General features: G+C 56.8%; 15 protein-coding genes and 1 other annotated feature. Of the genes, 10 read left to right on the forward strand and 5 right to left on the reverse strand.

What is annotated here, in order from left to right:
* Positions 1 to 15 precede the first annotated feature (15 nt).
* Entirely contained in the window at positions 16 to 1,374 is a 1,359-nt protein-coding gene (locus BP38_RS0102575) for an MFS transporter (RefSeq protein ID WP_211250219.1), read from the reverse strand.
* 108 nt (positions 1,375 to 1,482) lie between these two features.
* Between BP38_RS0102575 and mtnA the strand changes: the two genes are divergently transcribed.
* Together mtnA and tyrS are read left to right on the forward strand one after the other, a co-directional pair.
* Positions 1,483 to 2,580 carry an S-methyl-5-thioribose-1-phosphate isomerase gene (mtnA, locus tag BP38_RS0102580; RefSeq protein ID WP_026986445.1) on the forward strand — a complete coding sequence of 366 codons (1,098 nt, stop codon included), beginning with the start codon at positions 1,483 to 1,485 and terminating at the stop codon, positions 2,578 to 2,580.
* Between the two features lie 78 nt (positions 2,581 to 2,658).
* Positions 2,659 to 3,903 (forward strand): tyrosine--tRNA ligase, encoded by a 1,245-nt coding sequence (tyrS, locus tag BP38_RS0102585; protein ID WP_035723163.1) that lies wholly within the window; start codon positions 2,659 to 2,661, stop codon positions 3,901 to 3,903.
* 3 nt (positions 3,904 to 3,906) lie between these two features.
* On the opposite strand, the gene BP38_RS0102590 is transcribed toward tyrS, so the two are convergent.
* Positions 3,907 to 7,179, reverse strand: a complete 3,273-nt coding sequence (locus tag BP38_RS0102590; protein ID WP_026986447.1) for a YhdP family protein — start codon at positions 7,177 to 7,179, stop codon at positions 3,907 to 3,909.
* A 139-nt stretch (positions 7,180 to 7,318) separates the two neighbouring features.
* On the opposite strand from BP38_RS0102590, the gene BP38_RS0102595 reads away from it, so the two are divergent.
* Genes BP38_RS0102595 through BP38_RS0102610 form a run of 4 tightly spaced genes read left to right on the forward strand, consistent with a single transcriptional unit; the run spans position 7,319 to position 12,154 of the window.
* Positions 7,319 to 10,294, forward strand: coding sequence for a bifunctional [glutamine synthetase] adenylyltransferase/[glutamine synthetase]-adenylyl-L-tyrosine phosphorylase (locus tag BP38_RS0102595; RefSeq protein ID WP_026986448.1), 2,976 nt, complete (start codon positions 7,319 to 7,321; stop codon positions 10,292 to 10,294).
* Between the two features lie 20 nt (positions 10,295 to 10,314).
* Positions 10,315 to 10,779 (forward strand): thioredoxin-dependent thiol peroxidase, encoded by a 465-nt coding sequence (bcp, locus tag BP38_RS0102600; protein WP_026986449.1) that lies wholly within the window; start codon positions 10,315 to 10,317, stop codon positions 10,777 to 10,779.
* Positions 10,776 to 11,582, forward strand: a complete 807-nt coding sequence (locus BP38_RS18640; RefSeq protein WP_035723166.1) for a ferritin-like domain-containing protein — start codon at positions 10,776 to 10,778, stop codon at positions 11,580 to 11,582. The genes bcp and BP38_RS18640 overlap by 4 nt, the downstream gene beginning before the upstream one ends.
* Positions 11,579 to 12,154 carry a DNA-3-methyladenine glycosylase I gene (locus BP38_RS0102610; protein ID WP_026986450.1) on the forward strand — a complete coding sequence of 192 codons (576 nt, stop codon included), beginning with the start codon at positions 11,579 to 11,581 and terminating at the stop codon, positions 12,152 to 12,154. The genes BP38_RS18640 and BP38_RS0102610 overlap by 4 nt, the downstream gene beginning before the upstream one ends.
* Before the next feature lie 16 nt (positions 12,155 to 12,170).
* On the opposite strand, the gene BP38_RS0102615 is transcribed toward BP38_RS0102610, so the two are convergent.
* Together BP38_RS0102615 and BP38_RS0102620 are read right to left on the reverse strand one after the other, a co-directional pair.
* The gene (locus tag BP38_RS0102615; RefSeq protein WP_026986451.1) at positions 12,171 to 13,025 is read right to left on the reverse strand and encodes a universal stress protein; all 855 of its coding nucleotides are present in this window, start codon (positions 13,023 to 13,025) and stop codon (positions 12,171 to 12,173) included.
* A gap of 12 nt (positions 13,026 to 13,037) precedes the next feature.
* Positions 13,038 to 14,522 (reverse strand): SulP family inorganic anion transporter, encoded by a 1,485-nt coding sequence (locus BP38_RS0102620; protein ID WP_026986452.1) that lies wholly within the window; start codon positions 14,520 to 14,522, stop codon positions 13,038 to 13,040.
* A gap of 63 nt (positions 14,523 to 14,585) precedes the next feature.
* Positions 14,586 to 14,639, reverse strand: a sequence feature (sul1 is cis-regulatory element that is thought to sense ions involved in sulfur or methionine metabolism; They are found in Alphaproteobacteria).
* A 241-nt stretch (positions 14,640 to 14,880) separates the two neighbouring features.
* Between BP38_RS0102620 and purC the strand changes: the two genes are divergently transcribed.
* Both purC and BP38_RS0102630 read left to right on the forward strand, forming a co-directional pair.
* Positions 14,881 to 15,645, forward strand: coding sequence for a phosphoribosylaminoimidazolesuccinocarboxamide synthase (gene purC, locus BP38_RS0102625; protein ID WP_026986453.1), 765 nt, complete (start codon positions 14,881 to 14,883; stop codon positions 15,643 to 15,645).
* Positions 15,642 to 15,863, forward strand: coding sequence for a hypothetical protein (locus BP38_RS0102630; RefSeq protein ID WP_026986454.1), 222 nt, complete (start codon positions 15,642 to 15,644; stop codon positions 15,861 to 15,863). Before purC ends, BP38_RS0102630 begins: the two co-directional genes overlap by 4 nt.
* A gap of 40 nt (positions 15,864 to 15,903) precedes the next feature.
* Here BP38_RS0102630 and bluB read toward each other — a convergent pair whose 3' ends face one another.
* Positions 15,904 to 16,611 carry a 5,6-dimethylbenzimidazole synthase gene (bluB, locus tag BP38_RS18645; protein WP_245602298.1) on the reverse strand — a complete coding sequence of 236 codons (708 nt, stop codon included), beginning with the start codon at positions 16,609 to 16,611 and terminating at the stop codon, positions 15,904 to 15,906.
* A 162-nt stretch (positions 16,612 to 16,773) separates the two neighbouring features.
* Between bluB and purS the strand changes: the two genes are divergently transcribed.
* Complete coding sequence (gene purS, locus BP38_RS0102640) at positions 16,774 to 17,016, forward strand: phosphoribosylformylglycinamidine synthase subunit PurS (RefSeq protein ID WP_026986455.1); 243 nt, start codon at positions 16,774 to 16,776, stop codon at positions 17,014 to 17,016.
* Positions 17,017 to 17,024: 8 nt separating this feature from the next.
* Entirely contained in the window at positions 17,025 to 17,714 is a 690-nt protein-coding gene (gene purQ / locus BP38_RS0102645) for a phosphoribosylformylglycinamidine synthase subunit PurQ (protein ID WP_026986456.1), read from the forward strand.
* Positions 17,715 to 17,745 lie beyond the last annotated feature (31 nt).

Here is a 17,745-nt window from a genome sequence, read left to right on the forward strand (position 1 = left end):
AGTGACTCACATGCATCATTGCTCAACCATTCTATCAGCCTCTGGCATGATATAACTCAGAAAGCCCCCCAGGTACGCCAGGGCGGTGAAAGCCATGATCGCACTTGCCGGGACCCAGACATCAGCCAGGATTCCGAGGCTCCCCAAGAGCAGTGCGACAAGGCCAATCGCGCTATTGGCAAACGCGACATAGAGGGGACGCTCTTTTGAAGGGGCTGCGTCCACGAGATAGGTCTTGCGACCGACACGCGCACCCGCCTCGGCAACACCAAGCAGGAAGAAAACAGGCGCGTAATAGAAGACAGGGAGTGTGTCCCCAACCCACCAACCGAGCAGGAGCGCCAGAACACCGCTTGTCCCTCCCATAGCTGCTGCCAACATCATGACCTGCCGTGCTGTCCGGTCGGACAGGCGTCCCCAGAACGGGCTGCTCATTATGTTCGCCAAGCCGACAGACACAATGAAAACGGCCAGTGTATTCATGCCGTCTGGAACCTGTTGATAGGCATGTAGCACGAACAGCGGCATGGCAACCTCGACCGATGTCAGAGCTGCTCTTGCAGCTAGATACTTGCGATACCCAGTCACTGACCTGACAAGACTCATTCCCTTCATGGCCTCGGTTATGGCATTGTGGCCTCCCTGTTGTTCGCTTGGGGCCTCGCGGATCCCGGCGAAGAGGACGGCTGCAAGCAGCCAAAGTCCCGCTGAGACAAGCAGGAGGAGGATGTATGGCCCAGAGCCGGTGTCTTCCCCGACGAAAAATCGCAACGCCAAACCTGCGATCAGCGTCAGAACGCCCCCCAGTGCCGCCCGGCCCGCGAGCAGACGCCCGCGCCGACCCTTGGGAATCGTCTTTCCCATGACATCCTGGAAAGAGACTGAGCCTGCACCACTTGCAACACTGAACACCGCAAGCAGTGCCAGAACGGCCAGGCCGGCTGACCACCCCGACAGAAGCAGGATGGACGGCACCATCAGCAACAGACAGCATGCCTGCAGCCCTCCCGCCCCAACCCAAACCCACTTGCGCCGGGCAAGCTGGCGGATGCGGGCCGCGACAAAGAGTTGCGGCACCAGAGAACCAACCTGCTTGATTGGTGATAGGAAACCAACCAATGCCCCAGGCGCACCGACCGCCGTCAGCAACCAGGGCAACGTCAGTCCGGGGCTGATCAGTTGTTCGGCAAGTTTTGTACACAGGCCATTGAAAAGGTTAAGGAAAAAGTTCTGCGGCACATTTGTGCATGCATCTTCGGGAATGGCGTTACAGGCCCGATCCTGGGAATCGTCCCCGGCAACGATGGCATACAGCCGATCCAGGGTTGCCTGGTTGGTCCCGGATTCAGCGGTTGGCTCCTGGGAAATGCTCAAAGGATCTCTCCTCAGCGTGCTATGTGCACGATCCATTCTTGCGCGGTCTTCTCCCGAGTGTCAGAAATTCAAAGTCAGGTGGCAACGTCAAGCAGTGGCTCAAAAGGCATGAAAGTCGGCGATCAAGACTACCGCAGCATATGGTTGGGGGAAGACGGCTGGTCGGTTGAGATCATAGACCAGACCCTCTTACCCCATAACTTCGCAACGCATCGACTGACCAGCCTTGAGCAAGCAGCTGAGGCAATCCTGTCCATGCGGGTCCGTGGTGCGCCCCTGATTGGAGCAACAGCGGCCTATGGACTTTGCCTGGCCTTGCGCCAGGACAGCAGCGACCATGCTATGGAACAGGCCGTATCCATGCTATTGGCGACACGGCCGACCGCGGTCAACCTGCGCTGGGCCTTGGAACGCATGACAGTCGGTTTGTCCTCCTTCCCCGAATCTGACCGCGTGCAAAAGGCGTACGAGATAGCGGGTTCCATCTGTGACGAGGACGCAGCGCTGAACGAATCCATAGGGTCACATGGGCTTGCGCTACTCAAGGAATGTTCAGTCAGAAAAAAGTCTGGCAAACCCCTGAACATACTGACGCATTGTAATGCAGGGTGGCTGGCGACTGTCGACTGGGGAACTGCCCTTGCCCCCATCTACAAGGCCCATGACCTCGGCATGCCCCTGCATATCTGGGTTGATGAAACGCGCCCCCGAAACCAGGGGGCCAGCCTGACAGCCTGGGAATTGGCCGGACACGGCGTCCCCCACAGCGTGATCGTGGACAATGCCGGTGGTCATCTCATGCAGACGGGACAGGTCGATCTCTGCATCACGGGGACGGACCGGACGGCCGCAAACGGGGATGTCTGCAACAAGATCGGTACTTACCTGAAGGCCTTGGCGGCGCACGACAACGGCATACCTTTCTATGTTGCGCTGCCCAGCCCGACGATTGACTGGCAGCTTCAGGAAGGTGTGGGACAGATCCCGATTGAAGAGCGATCTCCCGAAGAAGTCAGCCAGATAAGCGGTTTGGATCAGGAAGGGCACCTATGTAAGGTGAACCTGCTCCCTCAAAATAGCCGTGCCGTGAATTACGGCTTCGATGTAACCCCTGCAAAGTACGTAACCGCGCTGATCACGGAAGCGGGGATCTGCGAAGCCTCCAGGGAAGGGCTCGAAAGCCTGTTCCGCCGCCAGGCCGTATGAAGACAGTACATTGAGGCTTTGAGCACCCTGTGCTAATCACCCTCGGCCCGTCGCATCCTCAGAATGGCTATCCAAGACATGGCGAAGTCCGAATTCCTCAAAGAAATTTCCAACCGCGGTTTTCTGCATCAATGCACCGACCTGGAAGGTCTTGATGATCAGCTGATGGCCGGTCCTGTCACGGCCTATATCGGTTTCGATTGCACGGCAGACTCCCTGCATGTCGGGCATCTAATGTCGATCATGAACCTGCGTTGGCTACAGAAGACAGGACACAAGCCGATTGTGCTCATGGGCGGTGGCACGACAAAGATCGGAGACCCCTCCGGACGCGACGAAACCCGTCAGTTGCTCAGCAACGAGGACATCGCCAACAACATGGCAGGCATTCGGAATGTCTTCGAACAGTTCCTCACTTTCGGTGACGGACCGACGGACGCGGTGATGGTCAACAACGCGGATTGGCTGGATGATCTCAATTACATCGCGTTCCTGCGCGATTTTGGCCGGCATTTTTCGGTCAACCGCATGCTCTCCTTCGACTCGGTCAAGCTGCGTCTGGATCGCGAACAGCCGCTCACCTTCCTGGAATTCAATTACATGATTCTCCAGGCATACGATTTCCTGGAACTCTCGCGTCGTCAGAATTGCCTGCTGCAAATGGGTGGGTCGGACCAGTGGGGCAACATTGTCAACGGTATCGAACTGACACGGCGCCTGGATCATAAACAGCTTTTCGGGTTGACCACGCCACTGATCACCACGGCCTCTGGCCAGAAAATGGGCAAGACTGCAGGCGGAGCCATATGGCTGAATGAAGAGCGCTTGAGCAGTTATGACTACTGGCAATTCTGGCGCAATACCGAGGATGCGGACGTCGGCCGTTTCCTCAGGCTGTTCACGGAGTTGCCTCTGGACGAGATCGAGCGCCTCGAAAAACTGGAAGGCCAGGAAATCAACGAGGCGAAGAAGATCCTGGCACAAGAGGCGACAGCTCTCTGTCGCAGTGAAGAGGCAGCCCGTGGAGCAGCGGAAACGGCGCGCAAGACATTCGAGGAAGGACAAAGCGGCGAAGGATTGCCAAAGGTTTCGATTGACCGCGCCCGCTTGATTTCCGGTGTCCCGCTTTATGAACTCCTGCGTGAAGCAGGCCTCAGCAAGTCGAATGGCGAAGCCCGACGCCTGATCAAGGGCGGTGGCGCGCGAATCAACGAGGCGCGGATTGACGATGAGGGTTATCTGGTGACAGACAGCGACTTCACGGACAGCAGCATCCGTATATCCGCGGGTCGGAAACGTCACGCCCTGGTCGAAACAAGCTAGGGCTTATCTTCCTGTTGAGGGAGGACGGGTTTCAAAGGCCGGGTCATTGTCTGCCGATGCCTCGGCCCCGTCTTCATTTCCACTTTCGCCTGGCGGACTGGTATCGGGCGAGATATTGAAGAGTTGCCTGAGAAATCCCGGCGCCAAAACGGAGAGCGGGTTCACCGCTATGTCGAGATCCTCGATGGGACCGCTTACCGCATAGCTGAAACCCAGAATCCCCTCACCCTCTCCACCGGTCAAGAGGTCGCCGATCAGCGGAATGGATCCCAGAACGCTGTTAATCGAATAGGCCGGAACAAGGGTCCCGCGGATATCTGTGGCCTCGCCCTCCATATCCAGCCGGCCCTTGGCCGTAATCCCGAGTGAGGGGCCATTTGCCTGGATCAATTCGCTCGTGATCTGGCTTTCATAAACAATTGCATCTCCATGCAGGCGTTCAAAGACGATCCCTTCGCCGCTCATGAGATTGGCAATACCACTCAACGAGGCAACTGTCAGAAGCTGGGCCATGGCCGGAGCATTCACCAGTCGAAAGTCCTGTGACCAGATGCGCAGATTGAGCGGCTCTCGGGGATAAGGCCCATTGGCTTCACCCGAAATACGCATGGCTCCTCCACGAATGCCTCCCGTCAAACCTGTGGCCTCAAGAAGGGCCCCCATGTCACTGGCCGTGAGTTCAAGCGTGTATCCCTCTGTTTCTCCCGGCCCATACTGCAACCGCAGGCCATCCGGTATGGGAATGCCGGAATCTGAAACCGCCTGGTTGCCAGGCAAGTCAGCTTGTGCCCGCGCCATCAACCAGAGACCGTCCCTTCGCTCTGCCGAGATAGACAGGTTCTCGAAATAGCGGTCCTGCGAGAAATAGACCCTGGACAGCCCCGGTGCACGGATCACCAAATCTTGCGAATTCTCGGTCTCAGTGACGGCATAATTCTCGCTGTCGCCTGTATCTTCGCTATCCTCCATCAAGGGAACGAGATCCAGTACTCCTCCTCCAAGTTCAACTTCGAGCGCTCCGCTGGAAGGGCGCCTTATCACGATATCCTGAAGGCGCGAGCGGTCCATTTGAAAGCTGGAGAGAGCGGCTTCCTGTATCTCCTCGCCCGTCTCGTTCATGGTGACGACACCAGCAGCCTGCATATTTCCGGTTGTCAGATCAAAACTCTCTGCACCAAGGAAACGCTCTCCCTGAAGCACCAACTTAGCGGCCAGGTCCCCTTCCCGGCTGGCAGGTTTCCGCCACTGCAGTTCGGGAAGATGCACCTCAGTGTCGAACAGGTCGGCTTGCACATCTATTTCTGCACGCTCATCGGCATAGACCCGCGCAGAAAGGGAAACGGCCGCCGGACCAGAAAGATAGGGTGCAGGATCGACATCGATCATTTCCCAACCGGCTTCATCCAACGCTGGTATCTCGGCCGTCAAATCGGTACGCAATCCCGGACCCGCAAAGATTTCCCGCCATTTAGCTGTCCCCCCTACACTGCCAAGCTGCATCGGCCCTTGTACCTGCATTTCATCCTGAGTGACCTGGATGTTCAAAGGGCCGCTCCGCATGTCTGATTCCAGGAAGGCATTGGCAATGAAAACGTCATTCAGCTGGCCGTCTGCGGACAGATTCACATCATCGAATTCAAGGTCATCCAGTAGAGGAAATGCGAAATTGAGATCGGTCGTGAACTGGCCCTCGCTTCCCTCTGCCGTGAATCCCATTTCCTGCAGCAAAGCAAGGCGCGGGTGCTCGAGAATCTGGAATGCAGCAGGCAAGGCGCCGTTGGCCTGCAAGGACAGGTCCAGGCGATGGTCCTCGCCAGACAGGCCGTAGATATCCAGGAGTCCTTCGGTCACCTCAATTCCGTTCACCTGCCCTTCCAAGACCACGAAATCCAGCCCATCAGGGTTGAAGGTTGCTGTTCCGGACGTGGAAACGGCGGGTGGAAGGGGGTCAAGGGAATGAATTTCCAGCCCTTCGTAATCGAAGCCTCCTGCCATTTCACGCAACTCGACATTCAAAGCGTCGTCCAATCCGAGGGCAGCCTGGAATTTCAACATGTTGACGCCGCCGGCGCGAATGTTGCCAGTGACCCAGTCACGTGCGTTCTCGGCCACGTCGAGAGGCCAGAAATGCGAAAGTTCCCTAGCGCGTACGTCCCGGACTTCCCCCTCAAGTCCTACGCTGTATCCTGCCTTCAAAGCTTCAAGCTCAGCCGAAATGGAAACTGCCGGACCTGATTGCTCAGTCTTGGGGCGCAACAGCACAAGACTTGCATCTGATACGGTCAGACGGTGTTCTTCTTCAGAATGCAGTTCACCCTCAACGGACAGTGACTCAAAGGCAATCCTACGCTTGAAATGACTTGGCAGGTTCAGAGCCCCTCCCTGCGAGTTCATGGTAAAACTGCCGTATGGCAAGCTGCCCGAAAGCGGCACCTGGCCCTGAAATTGGGCATCAAGCGTGAACTCCAGTCCGGACAACAATCGAGATTGGGGAAGGAAGGAATCAAAGGTTGATCCCGTCGCAGTGGGATCGAAACCCCTCAGGCTGAGATTCATATCAATGGCATCACTGGCCTTGCCATAATGGAATGTCGTGGCCAAAGGCGTCAGTTGATCGCCCAGCCGCAGGTCCAGATCTGCTTGCCCGCCAATCCCTGATGGTTCACGCCATATGTCTATGTTTGAATTCTCGGCTGAAAAAACGGTTTCGAGACGCCTGTCCTCAAGGACCAATTCGGCACGCGTAACATGCAGCTTTTGAAGATAGGACCACGGTTCATCCCCATGCGGCTCGGACTGCATTCGCCCGAGAAACCTTTCGGCAAGCTCGTTGAACCCCTCTTCGGACTCTGTATTCTGGCCCATGCCGCCCATCCGGAACTGTCCCTCCTGGTCCCGAACGAGATTGACCCGTGCGTCCAGGATATCGATTTCAACAGGGGCCAGGTTCCCCTTTAACAACTCTGTCAGACTGAAAACGACATCGGCGCGCGGGAAACTGGCAAGCAGCTGGTCCTGATCGTCATAAACACGCCAATCGCGCGCCTGCAGACCCAGCCGGTGCGTGGTCCCTGACCAAGCCAGGTAGGTTTCGCCGACATCGACCCGGATGTCTCCTGTGGTGGATGACAGGTTCTCTTCAAGAACCGGCGCCAGAAAGTCGAGGGAAACAGGTTGCTGGGACAGTCGCCACCCCGCAAAAACCAGCAGTACAACGGCCAGGATGAGTAATGCGGAAGCGAGGTTCAGAATCCTATGAGCACTGCGGAACGGCATGAAACAATCCTACCTGTCCAGTCTGCGTCCGCACAGAACATAATCGTCCAATTCCAGCTTTGTCGGAGCAGGACTTGACCAAGGACTTCCGGCAACGGAGGCTCCGTTAATGCGCGTGTCGATCAAAGGAATCTGAATCATGTCTTCAAGCCTGTTGTCCCGGTTAGCTACATTGCCTCCGCCCGGGGACAACGAGCGGACATCTGTTGGGCGAAAACACCTTGCGGAACGACTCCAACATCTGGACGAGGAACAACAGGGTAAACTCAACAGGATTCTGGAACACGCGCAGGTATCTCAATTACTAGATGTCATTTTTGGGTACTCGCCCTACCTGACCCAGTGCCTGCTGTCCGATCTGCTCTGGACAGGGAAAGCCCTCGAACAAACACCGGAAGCGACATTTCAGGAGATCCTCACGGAGTGTGAGAACGAGGTTCCCGCCTGCGAAGATACTTCCGAAGCCATGCGTATCCTTAGGAAAGCTAGGAAACGTGTCTCCCTGCTTTTGGGCCTTTGCGACATATCAGGATTGCTGGATGTAACGGCTGTAACCGAACAACTCAGTGCATTTGCCGATACAGTCATCAATGCCGCTGTGTCGCACCTCCTCCTCCAAGCGGATACACGCGGCGAAATCAGGCTCAAAAACCGGGATTACCCCCTGACTGACTGTGGTTATTTGGTGATCGCCATGGGGAAGTACGGCGCAAGGGAACTCAATTATTCCTCGGACATAGACCTGATCGTTCTCTACTCACCTGAACATATTGACTACAGGGGAAGCCGCGACCTGCAAAGCCGAATGGTTCGCCTGACCCAGGACCTGGCACGCATGCTGGATGAACGGACAGCTGAAGGTTACGTCTTTCGAACCGACCTTCGCCTGCGCCCGGATCCAGGCGCCACACCGCTTGCCCTTTCCGTTAATGCAGCCTTGTCCTATTACGAATCCACCGGTCAGAACTGGGAACGTGCAGCCATGATCAAGGCCCGGGCCGCGGCGGGGGACCTGGAACTCGGGGCATGGTTCCTGAATGAGCTTGCCCCCTTTGTCTGGCGCAAGCACCTGGACTTCTGGACGATACAGGACATTCATTCCATCAAACGCCAGATCCACGCCCAGAAAGGCGGTTCGGCCATCGAGGTGGAAGGCCACAACATCAAACTGGGACGCGGCGGGATACGTGAGATCGAATTCTTTGCCCAGGTTCAGCAACTGATCTTCGGAGGACGCGAACCTACGTTGCGTCCGGCAAAGACCCTTGATGCCCTGGCACAACTCGCGCAGGCTGAACGCATTTCTGCTGAAGCACACCAGGATCTTTACAAAGCCTATCGTTTCCTGCGCACACTCGAGCATCGCCTCCAGATGGTCGAGGATCAGCAAACCCATAGTCTGCCCGAAACCGCAGACGGACTTTCCAGGATTGCGGGGTTCATGGGACACCCCACGCCCCAGCCGTTTCGAGACGAGCTTCTTGGTCACCTGCGAAACGTCGAGCGCCATTACGCCGAACTCTTCGAGGAGGCGCCCAGCCTCGCAGGCCCCGGAAACCTGGTCTTCACGGGTGGAGAGCCTGAACCCGAAACACTGAAAACGCTTCGGACCCTTGGCTACCAGGACGGAGAAAAAGTCTTCCATACCGTTCGGGCCTGGCATCATGGTCGATACCGTGCCACCCGCTCGACACGGGCACGACAGATCCTGACAGAACTCATGCCGGCCATTATTGGACAGTTTGGGGAAACGCTGGATCCTGATACGGCCCTATCACGCTTTGATGCCTTCCTCGCCGGGCTACCCGCGGGAGTCCAGTTATTCTCGCTGCTGTACCAAAATCCCAAGCTGCTCGACGTATTGGGAGATATCATGGGACGGGCCCCGGCTCTGGCCGACCACCTGAGTCGCAATGCCGGCCTGTTGGAGGCTGTTCTGGACTCAAACTTCTTCGACCCATTACCGGACAGGGAAACCCTGGAAAATCATTTACAGGAGGAACTGAATCGCGCGCGAGATTTCGAGGATTGCCTGGACGTGGTGCGCCGCTGGACAGCCGATCACCGCTTCCAGGTCGGTGTCCAGATTCTGCGAAGCAGTATAACCTCGATCGAGGCTTCGAGGGCCCTGTCCGACCTGGCAGAGGCCGTCATTCGTGCCCTGACACCCACGGTTGAAGCGCAGATGGCTGAGCAGCACGGGGTGGTTCCAGACGGTGGGTTGCTTGTATTGGCGCTTGGAAAACTGGGCGGGCGTGAAATGACCTTCAGTTCCGATCTCGACTTGGTTTTCCTCTATCAGACAACAGACGATCATGCTGAATCCGACGGACGAAAGCCCCTGTCCGCCAGTGTTTACTATGGGCGTCTGGCGCAGCGCATAATAACGGCCCTGACGGCATTAACGGCAGAAGGTCAACTTTATGAAGTGGATCCACGTTTGCGGCCCTCCGGGGCGGCTGGTCCTATCGCCCTGTCTGTAAACGGCTTTGCAAAATACGAACTGAATGATGCCTGGACCTGGGAACACATGGCCCTGACCAAGGGACGTGTCATTTACGGTCCAACAGCCCTGCAGAACGAACTGAAGGACCGGATCCACGAGGTCTTGACCAAAAACCGCGACCCCGAACAGCTCCTCCTGGCCGTGCATGACATGCGCGGGCGAATTACGAAGGAGCACCCCGGAAAGTCGATATGGGACTGCAAATATGTACGCGGTGGACTCTACGATCTGGATTTCCTGGCTCAGTACCTGCAACTGCAGCATGCCGCGGACCACCCGCAAATCATATCTCCCTCCTCCGAGCAGGCCTTCAGCGAAATGGCGCAGGCAGGCTTGATCGGAGAAGATGAAAAGGAGGATTTGAGTCGTGCCATTCGGTTGTTCCGACAGGTGCAGAACTTCCTGCGCCTGACCGTTGGGGAAAACTTCGACGAGGGCCAGGCCAACACACCGCTGAAAGTCGCCCTTGCCAGAGCCACTGAGTATCCCACTTTTGAAGAGCTGAAAGACGCTTTAACGATCAATGCCGATACGGTTACCCGATACTATAGGCAGCGAATCGAGCTCCCCGCTCAGGCGCTGACTGACACGGGTGAAACAAGAAAATAAATCACAAGAAGGAGAAGCAAATGGCGCTGGAAGAAGGCCAGAAAGCCCCTGATTTCAACATGCCCACGGATGGAGGGGGCAAGATATCCCTCAGCGAGCTACGCGGGCGCAAGGTTGTCCTGTACTTCTATCCACGCGATGACACCTCGGGCTGCACCAAAGAGGCTTGCGGTTTTCGCGATTCACTGCCGGACTTCTTCGGGGCCGATGCCGTGGTAATCGGAGTTTCGAAAGACTCCGTGAAGTCTCACGACAAGTTCAAGGACAAGCACAACCTGAACTTCACGCTGGCGTCCGATGAAGATGGATCGGTGTGCGAAGCCTATGGCACCTGGGTTGAGAAATCCATGTATGGAAAGAAATTCATGGGCATTGAGCGCTCAACCTTCCTGATTGACGAGGAAGGCGTACTCCGCAAGATCTGGCGCAAGGTAAAGGTCAATGGTCACGTGGACGCTGTCCTAGAGGAGGCACAGAACCTGTGAGCCACGCAAATCTCTCGGCAGAAGCGGTGAGGATTCTTGAAACCGCTTCCGCCGAGAAGAAAGCCAAGCTTGGGCGCACTGTCGCTACTCAGTGGCGCGAGTCACCCTGGCACAGTGTCGGGCATGCTATCCCTCCACAGCGCCCAGCCCGGCCGGACTCTCCCGTACTGCGACCGCCGCGCGATGTCCCGAGGCGCAAGATTGGCCCTGGCTCCGAGGGGCGCGCAGCACTTTTGCATGCCTTGGCACATATCGAATTGAATGCTGTGGACCTGGCCTGGGACATCATCGCACGTTTCACGGATCAGGAACTTCCGCACACCTTCTATGATGACTGGGTCCGCATAGCAGACGAAGAAGCTAAGCATTTCCTCCTCCTGGCTGCGCGCCTGGAAGAGTTGGGCTCGTACTATGGCGCCCTGCCCGCACATGATGGCTTGTGGCAGGCCTCGGAAGCCACATCCGGGGACCTGCTCGCCCGCCTGGCCATCGTCCCCATGGTTCTGGAGGCGCGCGGCCTGGACGTCACGCCTGAGATGATACGCAAGCTGAAAGCTGCCGAAGACGAGGCTTCGGCAGCAATTCTTGAAACTATATACGAGGAGGAAATCGGGCACGTGGCGGTCGGACGCAAATGGTTCGAATGGCTCTGCGAGCGGCAACGTCTGCAGCCTGTTGATACCTGGCAGGCCCTGGTGAACCGTTATTTCCGAGGCCCCTTGAAACCGCCCTTCAACAATGAAGGGCGTGAGATGGCGGGTTTTCCCGCATGCTACTATGAGCCTCTGGTGTCTCCCGCATGATCAAGTCACGCTGCTCCTGGGTCACGGAAGACTCTCTGTATATTGCCTATCATGATGAGGAATGGGGGCGCCCTCAGCGAGACCATAAACTGTTGTTCGAGACCTTGATGCTGGAAGGCTTTCAGGCCGGACTGTCCTGGCTGACGATCCTTAAGAAACGCGAGAACTTCCGCGCGGCATTTGCCGGATTTGACCCCGAACAATTGGCTAGCTGGGGGAGCAGTGAAGTCGAAAGCCTGCTGCAGGACCCGGGCATCATACGTCACAGGGGCAAGATTGAGGCAACCCTCCATGGAGCACGCAGTTGGTGCGAAATCATGAACGGGCACCCCGGCGGCTTTTCGGGGTTCATATGGGAAAGCCTGGCAGATGCGCCGCGTATCAACCGCTATTCCACGCTGGAAGAAGTTCCCAGCGAAACCAGGGAGTCACAGGATCTCTCGGTAAAACTCAAACGGGCTGGCTTTCGCTTTGTCGGTCCCAAGATCTGTTACGCCTTCATGCAGGCTGCAGGACTGGTCAACGACCACCAGACCAGCTGCTTCCTTCATCCGGAAAGGTCGGCGCGCTGACTGGTCTGAAGACGCATCAACGGAAGAGCATGACGGGGACGAGGCAGGAGCGGATCATCTCGCTTGTCGTGCTCCCGATGATCAAGCTGCGTATCCGCGAATGCCCATATGCTCCCATGACCAGCAGGTTTGCTGCCTCTTTCTCGACGGACGTGGCTATAAGCTTCTCGGGCTGTCCTTGAAGCCGTTCGGTGGTGACAACGCGCCCCGCTTCCTCAAGTTCATTCTGTGCTGCTTCCAGGGACCGCCTGTTGCCGTCACTGTCATCTCCGACCAAGAGCAGATGACATGACAGATCTGCGAACAGGGGATTGCTGGCCATATAGGTAATTGCCTTGCGGCAACTGGCCCCGCCGTCAAACGCTACCAGAACCCTGTGGATTGGCTTGTAGGCCCGTGCTGCAACCAGGATTGGTTTACTGCTGCTGCGAACGATACGCTCCAGATTGGAACCAAGATGGAGGCGGGCAAAATCGGCAGCTTCACCACGTTTTCCGACCACCAGCATTTCGGCCAGGGCCTCAAATTCCTCAACAGCCGCCAAAATATCCCCGGTTCGCAGTCGTGTCGCAACCGACTGCCCCCCTGCTTCGTTCAGTGCTGATTTCGCCTCGTTCAGGATCAGACGCCCGCGTTTCTGTGCCAGTTGCGCGCGCTGTTCATCCAGTTCCGTGAGCTCTTTCAACAGGGAGGAACGCGCTCCCAGGGAAATACTGCCACTCAGGTCGGAAGGCGTGCTCGAGGTTTCCCGGCGGCCAAGCACATGCAGGATTTCCAAAGGAAGTTCCATCCCCTTGGCCAGCCAGGCCGCATGTTCGCATACGCTTTTGGAATAGACGGAGCCATCAATGAAGGCGACGAGTTTGGACATGCTTCTTCCTTCCTAATGGCCCAGCAGGCGCTCCATGGCATCCGGCTTGTCATGTATTCCAAGTCTGCCCACCAGGGTGCGACTGGCTTCATTGAGACCTGTTAACTCTACAATCGCGCCTTCGCGACGAAACTTGAGAACCGCAGTGTCCAGGGCTGCCACACTGGACAGGTCCCAGATATGGGCACGACTGACATCGATCGTCACCTTCTCGAGCGCTTCGCGGAAATCAAAGGCGGCCATGAAATCCTCGACCGAGGCAAAGAAAAGCTGCCCCTGAACCCTGTAGACCCTCGAGGTTTCATCCTCCGACAGCTCCGAATTGACCTCGAATATCCGGGCAATCTTCCAGGCAAAGAATATTCCTGAAAGCAGAACGCCAACCAAAACACCAATGGCCAGGTTGTGGGTCACCACGACGCAGGCCACCGTGGCAAGCATGACCAGGGACGAACTGCGTGGATGATGCTTGAGGTTCCGTATCGAGGACCAACTGAAAGTTCCGATGGCCACCATGATCATGATGGAAACAAGCGCGGCCATGGGAATCTGCTTCACCCAGTCACCTAGCACGACAATCATGAACAGCAGGAACACGCCCGCAGAGAATGAGGACAGACGTCCACGACCGCCGGATTTGATGTTGATGATGGACTGCCCGATCATGGCACAGCCTGCCATGCCGCCAATGAAGCCGGTAGCCGTGTTGGCAAGCCCCTGACCAATACATTCCCGATTCTTGTCACTGGGTGTATCCGTCAGCTCATCAACGATGGAGGCTGTCATGAGGGATTCCAGAAGACCGACAGCAGCCACAGCCGCGGAATACGGCAGGATGATCGAGATTGTCTCCAGCGTTAAGGGGATATCCGGAAGCAGAAAGACAGGAAGAGTCGACGGCAGCTCCCCCATATCCCCGACTGTGCGCAGGTCCATCCCCAAGCTTATGGAAACGCCCGTGAGCACAAGGATACAAACCAAGGGAGACGGGATTGCTTTGGTCACGCGCGGAAAGAGATAGATAATCGCCAAACCGGCCGCAACCATGACATAGGTCAGTGAGGGAACGCCCGTCAGTTCGGGTATCTGTGCCAGGAAAATGAGGATCGCCAAGGCGTTCACGAAGCCCGTCATCACCGATCGGGAAACGAACCTCATCGCATACCCGAGACGAAGATAGCCAGCGGCAATCTGCAGTACGCCCGCCAGTATGGTTGCGGCCAGCAGGTATTCCAGACCGTGGTCGCGAACCAGCGTAATCATCAGTACGGCCGTCGCTGCCGTGGCCGCCGAGATCATGCCAGGCCGCCCCCCGGTAAAGGCCGTGATGACAGCAATCGAGAAGGATGCATAAAGCCCGACCTTCGGGTCGACTCCTGCAATGATTGAGAAGGCGATGGCTTCCGGGATCAGCGCCAAGGCGACAACAAGGCCGGAGAGTACATCCGCGCGCAGGTTGCCCAACCACTGCTCGCGGTAGGCAGAGAATGATGGCATGAGTTTCCGTTGAATACAGGCAAGCTGCAGGCGACTCGGCCTGCAGGAAATCCTTGGTTTCTTTGTTGTCCGGCGGATAGGCGGCCGGAGAAGCCATCCGGCTATACCGGATCCTGGCGAAGAATCATGAAGCCGCGCTTATCCCGCAGTGCAGCATAACAATCAAGTATTCTCTTGCAGATGCGAAATAGTGGGTGGTCCAGGCCAGCCTGTGAGTTGGCGTTAAAGCGCTTCAGACCTGCATTAGCTGCGATTGTTCGCCCTCCCAGTCACTGCTATACAAGAAGGAAAGATACGGGACTCTGGCTTCCGGATCTTGGTCCAACTTTCCAACCAACCTGCTCGGCGATCGGATAGCATAATGCGGCGCAAGAAAATCTACGAAGGCAAGGCCAAGGTACTCTTTGAAGGCCCCGAGCCTGGGACGTTGGTTCAGTACTTCAAGGACGATGCCACTGCCTTCAACAACCAGAAGCAGGGCTTGATCGCGGGCAAGGGCGTCCTGAACAACCGGATCTCCGAATTTCTGATGCAGAAATTGGAGGAGATCGGCATCCCCACGCACTTCGTGCGCCGCCTGAACATGCGTGAACAGCTGATCCGTGAAGTCGAGATCATTCCCCTGGAAATCATCGTGCGCAATGTCGCGGCAGGCTCCATCAGCAAACGTCTGGGTATCGAAGAGGGAACCATCCTGCCCCGCGCAATTGTCGAATACTGCCTGAAGGATGATGCGCTTGGCGATCCAATGGTTACCGAAGAACACATTACGGCTTTCGGCTGGGCCAGCCCGCAGGACCTGGACGAAATGCTGCAACTGACCTTGCGCATCAATGATTTCCTGAACGGACTTTTCCTGGGTATTGGCCTCAAACTGGTGGATTTCAAGCTGGAGTTCGGACGTCTCTGGGAAGATGACCAGATGCGTATCGTTCTTGCCGATGAGATTAGTCCGGACAGCTGTCGCCTCTGGGACGTTGCCACGAATGAGAAGATGGACAAGGATCGCTTCCGTCGCGACCTGGGCAAGGTCGAGGAAGCTTACCAGGAAGTGGCGCGTCGTCTCGGCGTATTGCCCGAAGCCGGCCCTGTCGACATGAAGCCACCAAAGGTCATGCAATGAGTGGACATCGTCCAGGCCGGGGACCGTTGCTGGTTCTCATCGTAGCCAGCTTCTTCATAGCCGGTGTCGGGCTGCTGTCGCTGAACGCTTACACAGATCTGCAGTATGCCGGTATCGAGGCCTATTGGGGTCCCCTGCTCTTTGCCCTGATTGGTGCCGGCTTTCTGGTTGCTCTCTTTATCAGCCTGATCATTCGACAATCCCGCCGAAATAAATAGACCGAGACAAGTAGGCCGCGCCAAGTAGGCAGACAGCACCTCACGAGTGCTCGTGCATGATGGCCGCTGCAGGTTTTTCGCGTGCCTGCCAGCCTGTTTCCTCCAGTTCGGCAACCGGGCTGGCTCGCAAGGGATAGCCTATGCAAAGATAACCAACAAAACTCCAGGTCTCGGGAACCGCCAGATCCCGTTTGAGTTGGTCCGGATCCAGGATCGAGACCCAACCCATGCCAATCCCCTGCCCGCGCAAGAGCAACCATAGTGTATGGATTGCCATCACAACGGAATACCGTCTGGTTTCCGGCATTGTCGCCTGTCCCAAGCCATGCCCCTGTTTGGTCTCCTCGTTGCAGAAGACAGCCAATTGTTCCGGTGCCTGGTGCAAGCCTTCAAGCTTCATGCTGGCATATAGCTGGCGCCGTTCCCGGGCTTGGAAACGCAGAGCCTCTTCGTTCGAGACCTGGAAATTGCGAACAACTGCGTGCCTGTCTTCCGGGTCGGACACCTTGATGAAACGCCAGGGCTGGCTGTTCCCGACCGATGGCGCCGTATCACAGGCAAGCTCCAGGGTTTCCTCAAGTCTGTCCTGGGGAAGGCTCACGGAACTGAAATGCCGCACATCCCTGCGCCAGTACAGAAGTTCCTCCAGCTTGCGGCGAAACCCATCGTCAAAGCGCGGTTCATTTGCGGCTTTTCGGTCATTCTCAGCCCGTAGTTCGCGAAAACGACTGAACTCCATCAAGGGCATGCGTGCAGTATCCGGTGTGTTTATCGATCCTCTCGCGGAACCTACTTGATTGGCCTGTTTACGACCAGCCTGTTACGGAAGCCGAAAGTGGCCGATCGGACGTTGCGACCCCGGGGCCAGGGGGGTAGTCTCCGCGCGATCGAAGCAGGCAGGGATCTGGTGATGAAAGCCCGTATTCACGTAACGCTCAAACCCGGTGTTCTGGACCCTCAGGGAAAGACCATTTCGCATGCGCTGGGTGCGCTCGGATTCGAAGGTGTGGAAGAGGTTCGACAGGGAAAGTACCTTGAGCTCGACTTGAAGGAATCCGATCCCGAAAAGGCCCGGGCAGAAGTCGACGAGATGTGCCGAAAGCTGTTGGCCAACACTGTCATCGAGAACTACCAGGTCGAAATCGAGGCCTGAGCAAGATCATGCAAACTGCCGTTATTCGCTTTCCGGGCACAAACCGTGAAAAGGACGTGGTCATGGCATTGGAACATGCCACCGGTCACGCCCCGCGGGTGATCTGGCACAAGGATGCCAGTTTTCCTGACGTTGATTTGATTGTCCTGCCAGGTGGTTTTTCCTATGGCGACCATCTGCGTGCAGGGGCCATGGCGGCCCATTCGCCTGTCATGAAGGAAGTTGTCCGACAGGCTGAAAAAGGAGTTGCCGTACTCGGCATCTGTAATGGATTCCAGATTCTGACGGAGGCCGGCCTTCTGCCAGGCGCCTTGTTGCGCAATGCAGGTTTGAAGTTCGTGTGCCGCGATGTTTGCCTGCGCATAGAGACCGCCGAGAGCCCTTTCACGACCGGTTATCAGAACGGCCAGGTAATACAGGTGCCCGTCGCGCATCACGACGGGTGCTATTATGCCGACGATGAAGAATTGAAAAGACTGCGTGACGAGGAGCGTATTGCCTTTCGTTACTGTTCGGCTCAAGGCGGGCAGGACAATCGAAGTAATCCCAACGGATCGCGTGACGAAATTGCGGGGATACTCAGCGCTTCGAGGCGAATCCTGGGCCTGATGCCTCATCCCGAAAATGCGACAGAGCCACTTCAGGGAAGCACCGATGGCTCCGGACTCTTTGACGGACTGACCCGCGCACTCAACTGACTTGCAGCCTAGCGCATATTCGCGCCGGAGA

The sequence above is a fragment of the Fodinicurvata fenggangensis DSM 21160 genome (assembly GCF_000686045.1).
Lineage (GTDB): Bacteria > Pseudomonadota > Alphaproteobacteria > Kiloniellales > DSM-21159 > Fodinicurvata > Fodinicurvata fenggangensis.